The following is a 16,609-nucleotide window of genomic DNA, read 5'->3' as shown; positions in this document are numbered from 1 at the left end:
TACAAATGCGCTGTTCAGGGCCCCTTCAAGTAAGGATAATTGCAGGTATGGACAATTCTTCTACCATCCTCATCGTCGACGACGACCGCGACATTCGCCAGCTGCTGGCCGATTATCTCGAGTCGAACGGTTACCGCGCGCTGGCCGCCGCCGACGGCAGCGCGATGTGGAAAATCCTCGACGAGTCGCGCCCCGACCTGATCGTGCTCGACCTGAACCTTCCGGGCGACGACGGCCTGACGCTGTGCCGCAAGCTGCGCGCCACCTCGACCCTGCCGGTCATCATGCTCACCGCCCGCAACGAGCCGCTCGACCGCATCCTGGGCCTGGAAATGGGCGCCGACGACTACCTGCCCAAGCCCTTCGAGCCGCGCGAACTGCTGGCGCGCATCCGCAGCGTGCTGCGCCGCTCGCACGCCATGCCCTCGAACGCGCCGGCCGAGAACGTGCAGCAGATGCGCTTCTCGAACTGGACGCTCGACCTCACCGCGCGCCACCTGGTCAACCCGGAAGGCATCGTGATCATGCTCTCGGGCGCCGAGTTCCGCCTGCTGCGCGTCTTCCTCGAGCACCCGAACCGCGTGCTGAACCGCGACCAGCTGCTCAACCTTACCCAGGGCCGCGACGCCGACCCCTTCGACCGCTCGATCGACATCCAGATCAGCCGCCTGCGCCAGAAGCTGGGCGAAGACGCGCGCATGCCGCAGATCATCAAGACCGTGCGCAACGGCGGCTACGTGCTGGCCGGCCAGGTGACCGTGGAGCCGACTGCGTGAAAGCCTTCCTCGGCTCGATGACGGGCCGTGTCTTCATTACCCTGCTGCTCGGCGTGCTGATCACCGGCGCGCTGACCCAGTGGCTCGCCGACAACGAGCGCCAGCGCGTGCTCGAGCATGCGCGCGACCAGAATTTGATCGAACGCGCCGAGCAGCTGATCATGGCCACCGAAATCGTGCCGACCGCGGCGCGCCCGGCTTACCTGGAAGTGGCGAACCGTCCCGGCCTGTCGCTCGAAGTCGGCGCGCCGCGCCCGCTGGCGAAATCCACCAGCGACTTCGCCGAAACCCTGGCCGAGCGGCTCGGCGCCGGCTACCACATCGTTTCGGCCGACTCGCGCCCGCGCGCCTGCGACAGCCCGCCGCGCATCCCCCAGCTGTACGGCCTGCTGTCGGCGCGCTGGCGCGGCGCCTGCGAATTCTTGAACGTGCGCCTGCGCGACGGCGAGGAACTGCGCCTGGCCGTGCTGCCGCCGCGCGCGGCCGCCGTCAACGACGACACCGACTACCGCGCCGTGATCGTCCTGTTCTTCCTCAGCATCGCCGGCCTGGCCTACCTGGTGGCGCGCATGACTACCCGTCCGCTGAAGCGCCTGGCGGTGGCCGCCCAGGAGCTCGGCAACGACATCAACCGCCCGCCGCTGGACGTGAGCGGCGCCAGCGAGATCCGCCAGGCCAGTACCGCCTTCAACGCCATGCAGGCGCGCATCCGCCAGTACATCTTCCAGCGCACGCAAATGCTGGCCGCCATCACCCACGATCTGCAAACCCCGCTCACGCGCATGCGCCTGCGCCTGGAAAAGGTGGCCGACGCCGATCTGCAGGAACGCCTGATCGGCGATCTGTCGGCGATGCAGGCCATGGTGCGCGAGGGCCTGGAGCTGGCGCGCAGCATGGACACCACCGAAACCATGCAGATGCTCGACCTCGATTCGCTGCTGGCCTCGAGCTGCGATGACGCCGCCGACGCCCACCAGGCGGTCACGCTCAGCGGGCGCTCGGGCATGGCCATCCTCGGCCGCCCGCTCGATCTGCGCCGCTGCCTCGGCAACCTGATCGACAACGCGGTGAAGTACGGCCGCGAGGCGAGCGTGACCGTGGACCGCGTGAACGGCGCGGCGCGCATCCGCATACGCGACAGCGGCCCCGGCATTCCGCCGGCCGAGCAGGCGCGCGTGTTCGATCCCTTCTACCGGGTCGAGACCTCGCGCTCGCGCGAATCCGGCGGCACCGGCCTGGGGCTGACCATCGCCCGGAATATCGCCGAGCAGCACGGCGGCAGCATCGCGCTGTCCAACCATCCCGAAGGCGGGCTGGAAGTCACGTTGATGCTGCCGGAGTACTATCCCGGCAAATAAGCGCCTGCGCACCAGACTCGAGCGCATTGGTTAAGAATCATGTAAGTAAGTTGTCACACGCAGATGGCATACTGCCCGCCACGCTTTTGTGCCTGAGACATTGTTTGATTGATAAAGCTGCCGGAACTGGCGGCAAGGGACCTGAATGAAAAAGAATACGCTCGCAGTCATCGCCGTCGTCGTCGCAGCCGGCATCGGCGGCGCCTGGTACATGAACCGCGGCGCCCATGCCGAAGGCGAGGGCAAGAACGGACCGGCCGGCGCTGCAGGTGCTGCCCAGGGCCCGACCACCGTCAACGTGGTAGCGCCGCGGCGCCAGGACGTCGGCGTCGATGTGGCCGCCAACGGCACCGTGACCCCGCAGCAGACCGTCGATCTGCGTCCGCAGACCACCAGCACCATCCGCGAAGTGCACATCCGCGAAGGCCAGTTCGTCAAGAAGGGCCAGCTGATGTTCTCACTCGACGACCGCAGCGACCGCGCCGCCGTGGCCCAGGCCGAGGCGGAAGTGGCGCGCGGCAAGGCCAACCTGGCCGACCTCGAGCGCCAGTACAAGCGCAGCCAGGACCTGGTTGCCCAGAAATTCCTGGCCCAGAGCGCCGTCGATTCGCTGCAGAGCCAGGTAGAGGCCGCGCGCGCCGCGGTGGCCGCGAGCTCCGCTGCCGTACGTGCGAACCAGGTCAGCGCCAGCTACACCACGATCCGCGCGCCGCTGTCGGGCCGCGTCGGCGCCATCAATGTGTATGGCGGCAGCCTGGTCCAGCCGACCACCTCGCTGACCACCATCACCCAGCTCGACCCGATCGACGTCGCCTTTACCTTGCCCGAGTCCTCGCTGGGCGCGCTGCTGGCGGCCCAGAAGGCCGGCAAGGTGGCGGTGGAAGCGAGCACCGGCGGCGAGGCGAAGCCTGTCACCGGCGAACTGATTTTCGTCGACAACACGGTCGACCCGACCAGCGGCACCATCCGCGTGAAAGCGCAGTTCAGCAACGCCGACGGCCAACTGTGGCCGGGACAATACGTCAACACCCGGGTCACGGTGCGCACGATCCAGGATGCCGTCGTGATTCCGCAAAATGCGATTATCATCAACGCCTACGGCACCTTCGTCTATGTTGCCGAGAAAGACGGCACCGCGCGCCAGGTGCCGATCGTACGCCAGCATGCCTTCGGCCTGAACGCGGCCGTGACCGGCCTGAACGGCAATGAACAGGTGATTACCGAGGGCAAGCAGAACCTGCGTCCGGGCGGCAGGATCAAGATCGCCGCCGAGGCCGGTTCCGCTGCCAAACCACAAGGCGCACCCGCGACGAAGGGTGGTGGAGCATGAATCTGTCCGAACTGTGTATCCGCCGTCCGGTGATGGTGGTCTTGCTGTCGATCAGCCTGGTGCTGGTCGGCATCCTGGCCTACATGCACATCCCGGTCGCGGCGCTGCCGAGCTATAACACGCCGGTCATCAACGTCGGCGCCAACTTGCCCGGCGCCAGCCCGGAAACCATGGCATCCTCGGTGGCGCTGCCGCTGGAAAAGCAATTCTCGACGATTGCCGGCATCAAGCTGATCACCTCGACCAGTACCCAGGGCAACACCTCGCTGACCCTGGAATTCGACACCTCGATCGACGTCGACAAGGCGGCGGTCGACGTGCAGGCGGCGCTGCTGGCCGCCCAGCGCCAATTGCCGCTGGAAATGACCGACTTGCCGGCCTACCGCAAGATCAACCCGGCCGACGCCCCGATCCTGTTCATGCACATGACCTCGCCCTCGATGGGCCTGGCCGAGCTGAACGACTACGCCGAAAACGTGGTGTCGCCGGCGATCTCGACCCTGCCGGGCATCGCGCAGGTCACCGTCAACGGCCAGAAGCGTTTCGCCGTGCGCGTGCGCGCCCGTTCCGACTTGATGAACGCGCGGAATATCTCGATGGACGAACTGGCCGCCGCCCTGCGCGCCGCCAATTCGAATACGCCACTCGGCATCCTCGACGGCCCGGCGCAGACGCTGACCATCCAGGGCGGCGGCCAGCTGATGAAAGCGGCCGACTTCGCCAAACTCATCGTCGCCACCCGCGACGGCCTCCCGGTGCGCCTGGAAGAAGTGGCGCAGGTCGAAGACAGTTACCAGTCGGTGAAGGCCGCAGGCAGCCTGAACGGCGAACGCTCGATCGTGCTGATGGTGCAGCGCCAGCCTAACGCGAACACGGTGCAGGTGGTCGACGCCGTACGCAACCTGATGCCGAAGTTCGAGACGCAGTTGCCGGCCTCGATCAAGATCAGCCTGGTGAACGACCGCTCGGTGTCGATCCGCGAGGCGATCCACGACGTGAATCTGACGCTGGCCGGCACCGTGATCCTGGTGATCCTGGTGATCTTCCTGTTCCTGCACCGCCTGACCGCGACCCTGATTCCGGCAGTCACGGTGCCGATCTCGCTGCTCGGCGCGCTGTCGCTGCTGTATGCCTTCGGCTATAGCCTGGATAACATTTCCCTGCTGGGGATTACGCTGGCCGTCGGTCTGGTGGTCGACGATGCCATCGTGGTGCTGGAAAACATTGTCCGCCACATGGAGATGGGGAAAAAGCCCTTCCATGCAGCCCTGGTCGGCTCGCGCGAAATGGGCTTCACCATCATCTCGATCTCGATCTCGCTGGTGGCGGTGTTCATCCCGATCTTCTTCATGCCGGGCGTGATCGGCCTGCTGTTCCGTGAATTCGCGGTGATCGTCGGCCTGGCCGTGCTGGTCTCGGCGGCCGTGTCGCTGACCCTGGTGCCGATGCTGTGCTCGCGCCTGATCAAGCACGGCGGCCACATCGAGCCGCACGAAATGTCCTGGGTCGGGCGCCGCTTCGAAGCCATGTTCACGAGCGTGCGCAACGGCTATGCGCGCACCCTGGATGGCGCGCTGCGCCACCGCTTCCTGGTGCTGATGCTGGCATTCGGCACCTTTGCCCTGACCGCCATCCTGTACATGAGCATGCCGAAGGGCTTCTTCCCCGAGGAAGACCTGGGCCAGATCCGCATCACCGTCGAAGCCTCGGAAGACACCTCCTCGCAGGCGATGATGGCGCTGCAGGGCAAGGTGGTCGACATCATGCGCGCCAACAAGCACGTGCAGGACGTCACCTCTTTTGTTGGCGGCGGGAATAGCGGCCGCATGTTCCTGGTGCTGGTGCCGCGCTCCGAGCGCCCGGCCATGCCGGTGGTGCTGGACGAGTTGCGCAAGGCCACCCGCGGCGTGGCCGGCGTACAGGTCTACATGTCGCCGGTGCAGAATTTGCAGCTGGGCGGACGCCAGAGCAAGAGCCGCTACCAGTACTCGCTGCAAAGCGTGTCGGGCGGCGAGATCGGCAGCTGGGCCGACCAGTTCCTCGAACGCATGCGGCGCGATCCGAAGTTCCGCGACGTCACCAGCGATTCGCAGAACAAGGGCTTGCAGGCGACCCTCGACATCGACCGCGACAAGGCCGCGCGCCTGGGCGTGAACATGGCCGACGTGCGCACCGTGCTGTACGCCGCCTTCGGCGAGCGCCAGGTCTCGACCATCTATTCGACCGCCGCCAGCTATTACGTGATCCTGGAAGCAGCCGAGGCCGACCGCTACTACGACGATGCGCTGTCGCGCGTGTCTGTGCGCTCCAGCAATGGCGACCTGGTAAAACTGTCGAGCTTTGCGAATGTCCGCCGCACCGTGGGACCGCTGGCGATCAACCACCAGGGGCAATTGCAGGCGATCACGCTGGCATTCAACCTGGCGCCGAACGTGCCGCTGGGCGATGCCACCGCCGCCATCGACGAGATGAAGCGCGAGATGAAGTTGCCGTCCTCGATCATTACCAATTACGGCGGCGACGCGGCGGTGTTCCAGGACACCCAGTCGAGCCAGCTGATCCTGATCATCACGGCCATTGGCGTCATCTACGTGCTGCTCGGCGTGCTGTACGAAAGCTATATCCACCCGCTGACCATTCTCGCCGGCCTGCCGTCGGCGGCGGTGGGCGCGCTGCTGACGCTGTGGATCTTCAACCTCGACCTGACCCTGATTGCGATGATCGGCATCCTGATGCTGATCGGTATCGTCAAGAAGAACGCGATCATGATGATCGACTTTGCGCTCGACGCGCAAAGGAATGCCGGCATGACCCCGGTCGAGGCGATCCGCGAAGCCTGCATCCTGCGTTTCCGTCCTATCCTGATGACGACCCTGGCGGCGATGATGGGCGCGCTGCCGATCGCGCTGGGCATTGGCGCCGGCGCCGAGCTGCGCCAGCCGCTGGGCCTGGCGGTGGTGGGCGGCCTGATCTTCTCGCAGGTGATCACGCTCTACATCACGCCGGTGATCTACCTGTACCTCGACAAGTACAGCGGCAGCGGGCCGATGACCGACGTCGACATCGCCGCGCACGAAGCCATGCATGACGCCGGCCACGGCGCTGCGCCGGCGCCGGCGCCTGCAAGCGCGCCGGTCTCGCTGCAGAAGATTGGCTGAAACACAATGTAACAACTATCAGGAAAACCGACCTGTAAGCTGTGCAGCGCAACGCGGCTGTGCGCCGGAGACCCAAAGCAGGTAGACTGCGCGGGTAGACTTCGACTCACCCCCGCATTGCGCTGACCAGTTTCCCGGAAAGTTTTATTGATCTTGCGTGACCATTCCCACTCCTACGCCGAGCACAGCGATGTTTGCCAGCATTGCGGGCAGCCGCTGCCCGGCGCCGTGGTGCCGACCTATGGCAGGCAGGGGCCCAGCCGCACCGGCCTGGCGGTCACGATCGCCTTGCACCTGCTGCTGGTAGCGCTCTACTTCTACCAGCCGGAACGCACCGAGAAAAAGGCCAAGCCGCCGCCGGGCGGGGAAGTGGTCTACGTGCAGCCGCTGTCGAAACCGAAGCCGCCCCAGGCCCAGGCGCCGGCCAAGACCAGCAAGCCTTCGAAGAACCCGGCGCAACCGCGGCCGACGACCCCGCGCGTCGAGCGCCTGCCCGACACCATCACGCTGCCCGAGGAAAAGCCGCGCATCGTCGACAAGGTCGAGCCGCCGCCGCCCGAGCCGAAGCCGGAAGCCAAGCCCGAGGAAGCGCCGCCGATGGACATGGCCGAGTACATCGCGCGCAAGCGGGCCCAGCGCGGCGCCACCGAGCCGAGCCAGTCGGAAGAGGAAAGCGAAGCCGCGCGCGGCACCCGCAATGCGCTGGCCAACATTGCCGCCATCAATAACCGCGGCCGCGACGACGCCAACGAAAGCGGCGGCATCTTCTCGGTCTCGAACAAGACCTTCCACAGCATGGACCTGAAGTTCCGCGGCTGGAACCCGAACTTCAAGCGCCGCTGGCTGACCGCGGTGACCGTGGAGCAGGGCAGCGAGCCGGACGTCGAGACCGCCGTGGTGAAGAAGATGATCGAACTGATCCGCCGCGAAAAGACCGGCGACTTCGAGTGGGAATCGCACCGCCTGGGCAAGGTGGTGACGATGAGCGCGCGGCCCAAGGATACGGCCGAGCTGCACGCCTTCCTGATGAAGGAAATGTTCCCGAATTACAGCCCGCCGCGCTGAGCGGCACGCATCCGCCGCCGTTGTCCGCTGGCCACGCCTCGCTCGATGCGTGGCCTTTTCTTTTTCGGCGGCACGCACTCCGCACAATTGCGCTGCACGCTTTTGCGCTGCACCAGCGCCGTGCGCTCCAGACCGGCTTAGGCTGAGCAGAAGACCCGCCGCGCTCGCTTCACAGGCCACAGGCGGGCATCTCGCCGTTTCCGCCACCGGAGCCTGTCATGACCCAGCACGCCGTCAATCCCGCACGCCGCCGCATCCTGCAATCGACCGTCCTCGCCGCCGGCGCCAGCCTGCTGCCCTTCGGCGCCGGGCTGGCCCAGCCGCCTGCACGGGCGCGCTGGCGACGCCCGGCCACGAGCTCGAAGATGGGCGTGCGCATGCTCCAGAGCTACGCCCGCGCCGTGCGCGCCATGTTGGCGCTGCCGCCCGAAGACCCCCGCAACTGGTACCGCCAGGCCATCGTCCACACCCTCGACTGCCCGCACGGCAACTGGTGGTTTTTGCCCTGGCACCGCGGCTACCTCGGCTGGTTCGAGCAGGTCTGCCGCGAACTGAGCGGCGACCCGCAGTTCGCCCTGCCGTACTGGGACTGGACCGCCGAGCAGCGCCTGCCCGAGGGCATGTTCGACGGCGTGCTCGACCCGAACCACAGCGCCTATGCCGGCACCGGTCCCGAATTCGAGGCGCGCCTGGCCGCGGCGGTGGCGAACTCCGGCTACTGGACCTCGCCCGGCGGCGTCTACACCCGCAACTCGCAGTACGGCCAGCTACTGGCGCGCAACATCCGCTTCGACGCCGACGTCATGTTCGACATCCTGCGTGACCCGTCCGGGCGCATGTTCTACGACCAGCCCGGCGCGCGCGGCATCGTGCGCGAGCGGCCGGGCATCTCGCTGGCGACATCCGACGCGGTGGCCCCGGCCACCATCCGCGCCGCCCTCGACGCGCCGGACTTCCCCACCTTTGCCAGCCCGAAAAGCGCGAATCACAGTGTCTCGGCCGGCTTCGGCGTGCTGGAGGCGCGGCCGCACAATTCCGTGCACCGCTGCGTCGGCTCGCGCGACTGCAACTTCACGGAAACGCGCGGCTTCATGGCCGACATGCTGTCGCCGGTCGATCCGGTGTTCTTCCTGCACCACGCGAATATCGACCGCCTGTGGGACGTGTGGACGCGCCGCCAAACGCTGCTCGGCCTGCCGATCCTGCCGGCCGGCGTCGAGCTGCGCACCGACTTGCCGGACGACCAGAAGTCCGCTGCGGAAAGGGCCACCGATTACTACCGCTGGGCGCGCGAACCGCTGCTGTTCTTCGTCGACGCCAAGGGCGCGCCGGTGCAGCAGACCCGGGCCGGCGACTACGAAGCGGCCGGCTTCTTCGACTACGACTACGAAGCCGGCAGCGGCGAGGAAACGCTGCCGAAGACCGCTGGCGCCATGGCGCGTGCACAGCGCGTGGCGCGGCGCGTGTTCCCCGGGTCGGTGCTGAGCCGCGCGGTCGGCGGTGCGCAGCCGGCCACGGCCCAGGTGAAAGTGACGGCGGGCACGCTCGAGAGTGCGGTCGACGCCGGGCAGACCGTGGTGGCGAACATCACGCTGAACTTCCCGCAGGCTTGCCGCGACCCATACGTCGTGATCATGAACGGACCGGAGAATCCCCACGGCATCGACGCCGGCAGCCCCTACTACCTGGCCACGATCGTGATGTTCGGCCACCGCGGCTCCTGCGGCGCACTCAGCTTCGCGCTGCCGCTCGGCGCCAAGCTGAGCGCGGCGCGCGGGGCGGGGCCGGCATCCGACGACACGGCGCTGCGGCTACGGGTGGTACCGATGCACGCGATGATGGGGCATCACGACATGGACGATGAGGATGTCGAATTAGTCGCGGCGAACGTCGAGGTGTATTGAGGGTAGGGTGGACGGGTTTCCCGTCCACGCGTTCACCGTCATGTGATCCGACGCGAATCCGGATCTACACCGCTGTCGTTTAAACAAGGTGTTTAAAAAAAAGCGCATCTCTATCCCCAACTTGGGTACACTAATGAAAGCCGCGTTTGTCGAACTTCCTCCGTTCGAGCGCTTGCGTGAAGCTTACCTGGACGATGCATCGTTCAAGCGCCTGCAGCAAGAGATGATGAAAAATCCCGATGCTGGAGACGTGATCCAGGGAACTGGCGGCTTGCGTAAGCTGAGGTATGCCGACCAACGCCGCAGCAAAGGCAAGCGCGGCGGGCTGCGCGTCATCTACTTCTTCAAGGCCGCAGATGACCAGTTCTGGCTGTTCACGGTCTACGACAAGGATGAGGCCGATGATCTCAGTGCTGACCAGCGCAAGGCACTGAAACATCGTCTGGAACTGGAAATCAAGGCAAGGAGTACGGAGCAATGAGCAAACGCGATATTTTCGGCGAACTGATGGAAGGCTTCGACGCTTTGGAAGAAGCGCGGCAAGGCAAGCTTACGCTTCGCACGACGAAAGTGGGACTGAAGGCCCCGCCGGAAATGACGGCGGAAAAAGTGCGAGCTGTGCGGGAAAAGCTTCACCTGTCCCAGCCGGTGTTTGCCCGCCGCCTGCGGACGCAACCGCAGACCATCAAGAACTGGGAGCAGGGCACGGCCAAGCCGAATGCCCAGGCGGCTATCTTGTTGAGCCTGATCGATCGCGATCCGACCTTGCTGGATGCGATTGCAGCGCTTTGATTTTCGACACGCGAAAGTGCCATACCGCGTGGGCACAGGTGCCTGCGCGGCCCGGCCCACCCTACAACGGCAATAAAAAAAACCGTGCCGAGGCACGGTTTTTTATGACCAAATATCGGGAAACGTTTACGCGCCAGCCTTCAGCTTGCGCGCCACGTCTAGCGCGAAATAGGTCAGCACGCCATCGGCGCCGGCGCGCTTGAAGGCCATCATCGATTCCATCATGACCTTGTCGTGGTCCAGCCAGCCGTTCTGGGCGGCGGCCTTCAGCATCGCGTATTCGCCGCTGACCTGATAAGCAAAGGTCGGCACCTTGAACTCGTCCTTTACGCGGCGCACCACGTCCAGGTAAGGCATGCCGGGCTTCACCATCACCATGTCGGCGCCCTCGGCCAGGTCGAGCGCCACTTCGCGCAGGGCCTCGTCGATGTTGGCCGGGTCCATCTGGTAGGTGTTCTTGTCGGCCTTGCCCAGGTTGGCGGCCGAGCCGACCGCGTCGCGGAAGGGGCCGTAGAAGGCCGAGGCGTACTTGGCCGAGTAGGCCATCAAACGGGTGTGGATGAAGCCGCGCTCTTCCAGGGCGTTGCGGATCACGCCCATGCGGCCGTCCATCATGTCCGATGGGGCGACGATGTCGACGCCGGCTTCGGCCTGGGCCAGCGCCTGGCGGGTCAGCATGGCGATCGTCTTTTCGTTGACGATGTAGCCGGTCTCGTCCGGCAAACCGTCCTGGCCGTGGGTGGTGTAGGGGTCGAGGGCGACGTCGGTGAGGATGCCCAGCTCAGGGAAGTGTTTTTTGAGCGCACGCACGGCGCGCGGCACCAGGCCGTCGGGATTGGTCGCTTCCACGCCGTCGTAGGTCTTGAGCGAGGCGTCGATCACCGGGAACAGGGCCAGCACCGGAATGCCAAGGCTAACGCATTCTTCGGCAACCTTCAGCAGCAGGTCGACCGAGACGCGCTCGACGCCCGGCATCGAGGCCACTTGCTGGCGCTGGTTTTCGCCGTCGAGGATGAAGACCGGGTAGATCAGGTCCGAGGCGGTAACGGTGTTTTCGCGCATCAGGGCGCGCGAGAAGGGGTCGCGGCGCATGCGGCGCATGCGCGTGTTCGGGTATTGGCCGGTAATGATGGAACTCATCGTGATCGCTTTCTATCAGGATTGGTCGGGGACCGGGTTTTCTTCCTCGTCGCCTGCCTCATCTTCATCGTTGCCGGACAGGCCAATCAACTCCTGGATCTTGGCGTCCGCCTCTTCGATGCCGATCCGCTTCAGCGCGGAGAAGAGTTGCACCGTGAACGGGAAACCTTCGCCGTCCTCGTCGACATAGCTGTCGAGGATGCCGCGGGCTTCGCGCAGCACGTTGGCCTGCTCGTTTCGGTTCAGCTTGTCGGCCTTGGTCAGGATGCAGTGGATCGGCTTGCCGGTCGGGGCGAACCATTCCAGCATCTGCACGTCGAGGTCGGTGAAGGGGCGACGCGAATCCATGATCAGCACCAGGGCCGCCAATTGCTCGCGCCGCTGGACGTAGTCGCCCAGCAGTTTTTGCCAGTGCAGCTTGGCATTGCCCGACACTTCCGCGTAGCCATAGCCCGGCAAGTCGACCAGCAGGGCCTGGATTTCCTCGACGATGGTCGGGTCCTTGCGGTGCTGGCCGACGTGGGCGCCGCCGATCGAGAAGTAATTGATGTGCTGGGTGCGGCCCGGCGTTTTCGACGCAAAAGCCAGACCTTTCTGGTTCGTCAGGATATTGATCGCGGTCGACTTGCCCGCGTTGGAGCGGCCGGCAAAGGCGATCTCGGGAACCCGGGTGGACGGGAGATCACGCAGTTGGTTGACGGTCGTGAAGAAGCGGGCTTGCCAGAGTTTGGACATGGAAGAGAGGTGAAAAATGCAAGGAAATGAGGCGTGGAGGAAACAATCCTATTGTACAATAAGGGGTTATCAATTGTTTGCCACCGGTAAGGCCGCCGTACATATCAAACTGTTTTCGACTTTTTCAGGGTGCTCGAATGAATCGTGTGTCTGTATCGTCCGCTAGTGCGGTGTTCATGAAATCGTTGTTGCTTGCCACCCTGGCGTTCGGTTCCGCTGTCGCTGCCCAGCCTGCCGCAGCCCAGCCTGCCGCTGCTTCTGCTGCCGCCAAAGCCGATCCTGCCAAAGGCGCCACCCTGTACGAAAGCGGCGATGCCGCGCGCGGCTTGCCGGCCTGCCTGTCCTGCCACGGCGCCAACGGCAACTCGACCATTGTCGCGAATCCGAAACTCTCCGCGCAGTTCGAAGCCTACACCCACAAGCAACTGGTCGACTTCACGACGCCGCAGCGCAACAACCCGGTGATGACTACCTACGCCAAGATGCTGAGCGAGGAAGACAAGCGCAACATCGCCGCCTACCTCGCCGTGCAGAAAACCAAGCCGGGCGCCGCGAAGAACAAGGATACCGTCGAACTGGGCCGCAAGATCTATCGCGGCGGCATTGCCGACAAGGGCGTCGCCGCCTGCGCCAGCTGCCATGGTGCGAATGGCGCCGGCATTCCGGTGCAGTACCCGCGCCTGGCTGGCCAGCATCAAGATTACACCCTGGCGCAATTGGCCGCTTTCAGGAGCGGTGCGCGCGTCAACAGCCCGCAAATGACGACCCTGTCCCAGCGCCTGTCGGATGCGGAAATGAAGGCCGTTGCCGACTACATCGCGGGCCTGCGCTGATCGGTATGCTCCACCCGTAAGGAAAGGGCGTCCAGCGCGAGCTGACGCCCTTTTTGCTGTAAACTCGCGGCGCACCTGACCGCATGAGAAAGTAAGTCTGAGAATGAGCACCACGGGAATTGAATTGAAGACGCGCCGGCGCGCGCTGGCCGAAGCCGTCGAGCTGGTCTCATCGATGCGGTTTGCCATCAGCTTGCTGATGATCCTGGCGATTGCCGCCATCATCGGCACGGTGTTGCGCCAGGGCGACGCCATGCCGAACTACGTGAATCAGTTCGGTCCCTTCTGGTACGAAGTCTTCCGCAAGCTGGGCCTGTACACGGTCTACACCGCCTGGTGGTTCCTGGCGATCCTGCTGGCGCTGATCGTGTCCACCGGCCTGTGCGTGGTACGCAACGCGCCGAAGATGATGCGCGACATGCGCAGCTGGCGCGACCACGTGCGCGAGGAGTCGCTGCGCAACTTCCACCACAAAAGCGAATGGAGCACGCCGCTCGACTACGTGGCCCTGGCCCAGCAGAGCGCGAACCGCCTCGGGCACGCCGGCTACAAGGTCAAGGTGGTGGACAAGGGCCACGGCATCCTGGTGGCGGCGAAAAAGGGCGCCGGCAACAAGTTCGGCTACATTTTTGCGCACACGGCGATCATCGTGATCCTGGTCGGCGGCATGCTCGATTCCGAACTGCCCATCCGCTTCCAACAATGGTTCCTGGGTAAAACGCCGTATGCCGGCAGCGGCGTGATTGCGCAGATTCCGGCCCAGCACCGCCTCGGCCTGGGCAACCCGACCTACCGCGGCAATACCCTGCTGGCCGAAGGCCAGACCGGCAACACCGCGATCCTGCCGCAGGCCAGCGGCGTGTTGGTGCAGGACCTGCCGTTTGCCATCGAGCTGAAGAAATTCCACATCGATTTCTACTCGACCGGCATGCCGAAGCTGTTCGCCAGCGACGTCGTGGTGCACGACCGCGAGGCGGGCAAGACCTTCCCGGCCACCATCAAGGTCAACGAGCCGCTGATTTATAAAGGCGTGGCCGTCTACCAGTCGAGCTTCGAGGATGGCGGCAGCAAGCTGAAACTCACCGGCTTCCCGATGGCCGGAACCGAATCGAAGTCCTTCGAGATGGCCGGCGAAGTCGGCAGCTCCACCGAGCTGAAGACCCCAAGCGGCGCCTTTGCCGTGGAATGGTCGGGCTTCCGTCCGTTCAACGTCGAGAACACGGCGGCCGGCAACGACGTGCGCGCCGTGACCAAGGGCCAATCCTTCAACGAGCAATTCGCAGCCACCCTCGGCAAGGCCTCGGGTTCGGCCGGCAAGAACGCGAACAACAAGGACCTGAAGAACGTCGGCCCGAGCGTGCAATATAAATTGCGCGACCAGACCGGCCAGGCGAGCGAATTCATGAACTACATGCAGCCGGTGACGCTCGAAGGTTCCCAGGTGTTCCTGGCCGGCGTGCGCACCAGCCCGTCCGAAGGTTTCCGCTTCCTGCGCATCCCGGCCGACGACAACTACAGCGTGCGCGAATGGATGCGCCTGCGCGCCGCGCTGGCCAACCCGGCCCTGCGCACGCAAGCCGCCGAACGCTATGCGGCGCGCGCGCTGGCGCCGGGGCAGGGCAGCCAGCCCGGCTTTGCGGATCAATTGCGCCAGTCTGCCGAACGCACGCTCGGCATCTTTGCCGGCGACAATACGCCGGGCGGCTTTGTCGCCGTGGCCCAGTTCCTGGAAAAAATCCCGGCGGCCGAGCAGGAAAAGGCGGCGAATGTCTTCATCAAGATGCTCAACGGCGTGCTGTGGGAGCTGTGGCAGGTGGCGCGCGCCAAGGATGGCGAAGCGGCCATCGAAGGCAGCGACAAGCACGGCCGCTTCCTGCAGCTGGCGACGAACGCGCTGTCGGACAGCTTCTTCTACGGCGCCCCGGTCTATTTGCAGCTGGACGAGTTCCATGAAGTAAAAGCCTCGGTGCTGCAGGTAACGCGTTCGCCAGGCAAGAAGATTGTTTACCTCGGCTGCGTGCTGCTGGTGGCCGGCATCTTTGCGATGTTCTACATCCGCGAGCGCCGCCTGTGGGTGTGGGTGCGCCAGGATGGCGACGGCGCCCACGCCCTGATGGCGATGAGCACCCAGCGTAAAACCCTGGATTTCGAGAAAGAATTCGCCGACCTGGCAGCCAAGCTGCCGCAATCGGCGTAAGCTGGCGCTGCCAGTACAAGCAGGCATTGGAGAACACATGGAAGCATCCCGCCCCAACCCGACCCGTCCCGTGATCAAGGACGGCGTGTACACCGAAACGCCCGGCTATTTCCGCCGCCTGAGCGTCATCGACTGGCTGTTCGGCGCCGGCCTGCTGGCCGCGGCCCTGTTCGCGCTGAGCCGCTACGCCCACTTCATGGATGGCTACGAACGCGCGATCCTGCTGCTGTCGGCCCCGACCTTTGCCGCCCTCGGCTGGCACTGGAAGCCGGTGCGCTGGCTGATGCCGGTGGTGGCCCTGCTGTCGCTATGGGCCATCTCGATGTACGACGGCTCGCTGGCCGCGGCCGAGCAGAAGTTCTTCCTCAAGTACATGCTGTCGAGCCAGTCTGCCATCCTGTGGATGAGCGCGCTGTTCGTGTTCTCGACCGTGTTCTACTGGATCGGGCTGCTCAGCCGTTCCGGTTCCGGCTCCGCCATCGGGTCGCGCCTGTGCTGGGCCGCCGTGGTGCTGGGCTTTACCGGCATGATGGTGCGCTGGTTCGAGTCTTACCTGATCGGACCGGACGTCGGCCACATCCCGGTATCGAATTTGTACGAGGTGTTCATCCTGTTCGCGATGATCACGGCGCTGTTCTACCTGTATTACGAAGAGCGCTACGCCACGCGCCAGCTGGGCGCCTTTGTGCTCCTGATCATTGCGGCGGCGGTGGCCTTCCTGCTCTGGTACACGGTGTCGCGCGACGCCGCCACCATCCAGCCGCTGGTGCCGGCCCTGCAAAGCTGGTGGATGAAGATCCACGTGCCGGCCAACTTCATCGGCTACGGCACCTTTGCCCTGGCGGCGATGGTCGGCACGGCCTACCTCCTGAAATCGCACGGCATCCTGGCGGACCGCCTGCCGTCGCTGGAAGTGCTGGACGACGTGATGTACAAGGCCATTTCCGTCGGCTTCGCCTTCTTCACTGTGGCCACCATCCTCGGCGCGCTGTGGGCGGCCGAAGCCTGGGGCGGCTACTGGTCCTGGGACCCGAAGGAAACCTGGGCGCTGATCGTCTGGCTGAACTACGCGGCCTGGCTGCACCTGCGTTTGATTAACGGCCTGCGCGGCAAGATGGCGGCCTGGTGGGCGCTGGTGGGCTTGCTGGTGACCACATTTGCCTTCCTGGGCGTGAACATGTTCCTGTCGGGGTTGCATTCCTACGGCGAGCTGTAATCGTTAGATAGTCGAACGGTGGTTGAACGCGTGGACGGCAGAGCCGTCCACCCTACGTAGGGTGGACCGGGCCACGAAAGGCGGGTTTCCCGTCCACGCGTTCAA

Annotated in this window: 13 protein-coding genes; 11 read left to right on the top strand and 2 right to left on the bottom strand. The window is 65.0% G+C overall.

Annotated elements, in window-relative coordinates:
• Positions 1-47: 47 nt before the first annotated feature.
• From ACWYRN_RS06370 to ACWYRN_RS06335, 8 genes are all read left to right on the top strand, one after another.
• Positions 48-776 (top strand): response regulator, encoded by a 729-nt coding sequence (locus ACWYRN_RS06370; protein WP_229437757.1) that lies wholly within the window; start codon positions 48-50, stop codon positions 774-776.
• Positions 773-2,134: an ATP-binding protein gene (locus ACWYRN_RS06365; RefSeq protein ID WP_488691654.1), complete on the top strand. Its 1,362-nt coding sequence runs from the start codon at positions 773-775 to the stop codon at positions 2,132-2,134. Before ACWYRN_RS06370 ends, ACWYRN_RS06365 begins: the two co-directional genes overlap by 4 nt.
• A gap of 145 nt (positions 2,135-2,279) precedes the next feature.
• A complete protein-coding gene (locus tag ACWYRN_RS06360) occupies positions 2,280-3,464 on the top strand; it encodes an efflux RND transporter periplasmic adaptor subunit (RefSeq protein WP_488691653.1) in 1,185 nt (394 codons plus the stop codon).
• A complete protein-coding gene (locus ACWYRN_RS06355) occupies positions 3,461-6,622 on the top strand; it encodes an efflux RND transporter permease subunit (RefSeq protein WP_488691652.1) in 3,162 nt (1,053 codons plus the stop codon). Before ACWYRN_RS06360 ends, ACWYRN_RS06355 begins: the two co-directional genes overlap by 4 nt.
• 153 nt (positions 6,623-6,775) lie before the next feature.
• The gene (locus ACWYRN_RS06350) at positions 6,776-7,687 is read left to right on the top strand and encodes a hypothetical protein (protein ID WP_488691651.1); all 912 of its coding nucleotides are present in this window, start codon (positions 6,776-6,778) and stop codon (positions 7,685-7,687) included.
• 218 nt (positions 7,688-7,905) lie between these two features.
• Positions 7,906-9,591, top strand: a complete 1,686-nt coding sequence (locus ACWYRN_RS06345; protein WP_488691650.1) for a tyrosinase family protein — start codon at positions 7,906-7,908, stop codon at positions 9,589-9,591.
• Between the two features lie 133 nt (positions 9,592-9,724).
• Positions 9,725-10,072, top strand: a complete 348-nt coding sequence (locus ACWYRN_RS06340) for a type II toxin-antitoxin system RelE/ParE family toxin (protein ID WP_488691649.1) — start codon at positions 9,725-9,727, stop codon at positions 10,070-10,072.
• The gene (locus ACWYRN_RS06335) at positions 10,069-10,383 is read left to right on the top strand and encodes a helix-turn-helix domain-containing protein (RefSeq protein ID WP_488691648.1); all 315 of its coding nucleotides are present in this window, start codon (positions 10,069-10,071) and stop codon (positions 10,381-10,383) included. Before ACWYRN_RS06340 ends, ACWYRN_RS06335 begins: the two co-directional genes overlap by 4 nt.
• A gap of 126 nt (positions 10,384-10,509) precedes the next feature.
• Here ACWYRN_RS06335 and hemB read toward each other — a convergent pair whose 3' ends face one another.
• Entirely contained in the window at positions 10,510-11,523 is a 1,014-nt protein-coding gene (gene hemB, locus ACWYRN_RS06330; RefSeq protein ID WP_488691647.1) for a porphobilinogen synthase, read from the bottom strand.
• A gap of 15 nt (positions 11,524-11,538) precedes the next feature.
• Positions 11,539-12,258: a ribosome biogenesis GTP-binding protein YihA/YsxC gene (yihA, locus tag ACWYRN_RS06325; protein WP_229437750.1), complete on the bottom strand. Its 720-nt coding sequence runs from the start codon at positions 12,256-12,258 to the stop codon at positions 11,539-11,541.
• A 176-nt stretch (positions 12,259-12,434) separates the two neighbouring features.
• Between yihA and ACWYRN_RS06320 the strand changes: the two genes are divergently transcribed.
• The 3 genes from ACWYRN_RS06320 to ccsB all read left to right on the top strand — a co-directional run bounded on the left by ACWYRN_RS06320 (position 12,435) and on the right by ccsB (position 16,504).
• Positions 12,435-13,091: a c-type cytochrome gene (locus ACWYRN_RS06320; protein WP_488691646.1), complete on the top strand. Its 657-nt coding sequence runs from the start codon at positions 12,435-12,437 to the stop codon at positions 13,089-13,091.
• Between the two features lie 103 nt (positions 13,092-13,194).
• A complete protein-coding gene (locus ACWYRN_RS06315; RefSeq protein ID WP_488691645.1) occupies positions 13,195-15,288 on the top strand; it encodes a cytochrome c biogenesis protein ResB in 2,094 nt (697 codons plus the stop codon).
• A gap of 37 nt (positions 15,289-15,325) precedes the next feature.
• The gene (gene ccsB / locus ACWYRN_RS06310) at positions 15,326-16,504 is read left to right on the top strand and encodes a c-type cytochrome biogenesis protein CcsB (RefSeq protein WP_488691644.1); all 1,179 of its coding nucleotides are present in this window, start codon (positions 15,326-15,328) and stop codon (positions 16,502-16,504) included.
• The last annotated feature ends 105 nt before the right edge of the window (positions 16,505-16,609 follow it).

The sequence above is a fragment of the Massilia sp. BAP21 genome (assembly GCF_057801335.1).
The sequence above is the reverse complement of the archived record's forward strand: the minus strand, read 5'-3'. Positions and strand labels throughout refer to the sequence as shown.

Coding starts and splice junctions, on each gene's coding strand:
- ACWYRN_RS06370 (WP_229437757.1), top strand. CDS start 48: ATGGACAATTCTTCTACCATCCTCATCGTCGACGACGACCGCGACATT.
- ACWYRN_RS06360 (WP_488691653.1), top strand. CDS start 2,280: ATGAAAAAGAATACGCTCGCAGTCATCGCCGTCGTCGTCGCAGCCGGC.
- ACWYRN_RS06355 (WP_488691652.1), top strand. CDS start 3,461: ATGAATCTGTCCGAACTGTGTATCCGCCGTCCGGTGATGGTGGTCTTG.
- ACWYRN_RS06345 (WP_488691650.1), top strand. CDS start 7,906: ATGACCCAGCACGCCGTCAATCCCGCACGCCGCCGCATCCTGCAATCG.
- ACWYRN_RS06340 (WP_488691649.1), top strand. CDS start 9,725: ATGAAAGCCGCGTTTGTCGAACTTCCTCCGTTCGAGCGCTTGCGTGAA.
- ACWYRN_RS06335 (WP_488691648.1), top strand. CDS start 10,069: ATGAGCAAACGCGATATTTTCGGCGAACTGATGGAAGGCTTCGACGCT.
- hemB (WP_488691647.1), bottom strand. CDS start 11,523: ATGAGTTCCATCATTACCGGCCAATACCCGAACACGCGCATGCGCCGC.
- yihA (WP_229437750.1), bottom strand. CDS start 12,258: ATGTCCAAACTCTGGCAAGCCCGCTTCTTCACGACCGTCAACCAACTG.
- ACWYRN_RS06320 (WP_488691646.1), top strand. CDS start 12,435: ATGAAATCGTTGTTGCTTGCCACCCTGGCGTTCGGTTCCGCTGTCGCT.
- ACWYRN_RS06315 (WP_488691645.1), top strand. CDS start 13,195: ATGAGCACCACGGGAATTGAATTGAAGACGCGCCGGCGCGCGCTGGCC.
- ccsB (WP_488691644.1), top strand. CDS start 15,326: ATGGAAGCATCCCGCCCCAACCCGACCCGTCCCGTGATCAAGGACGGC.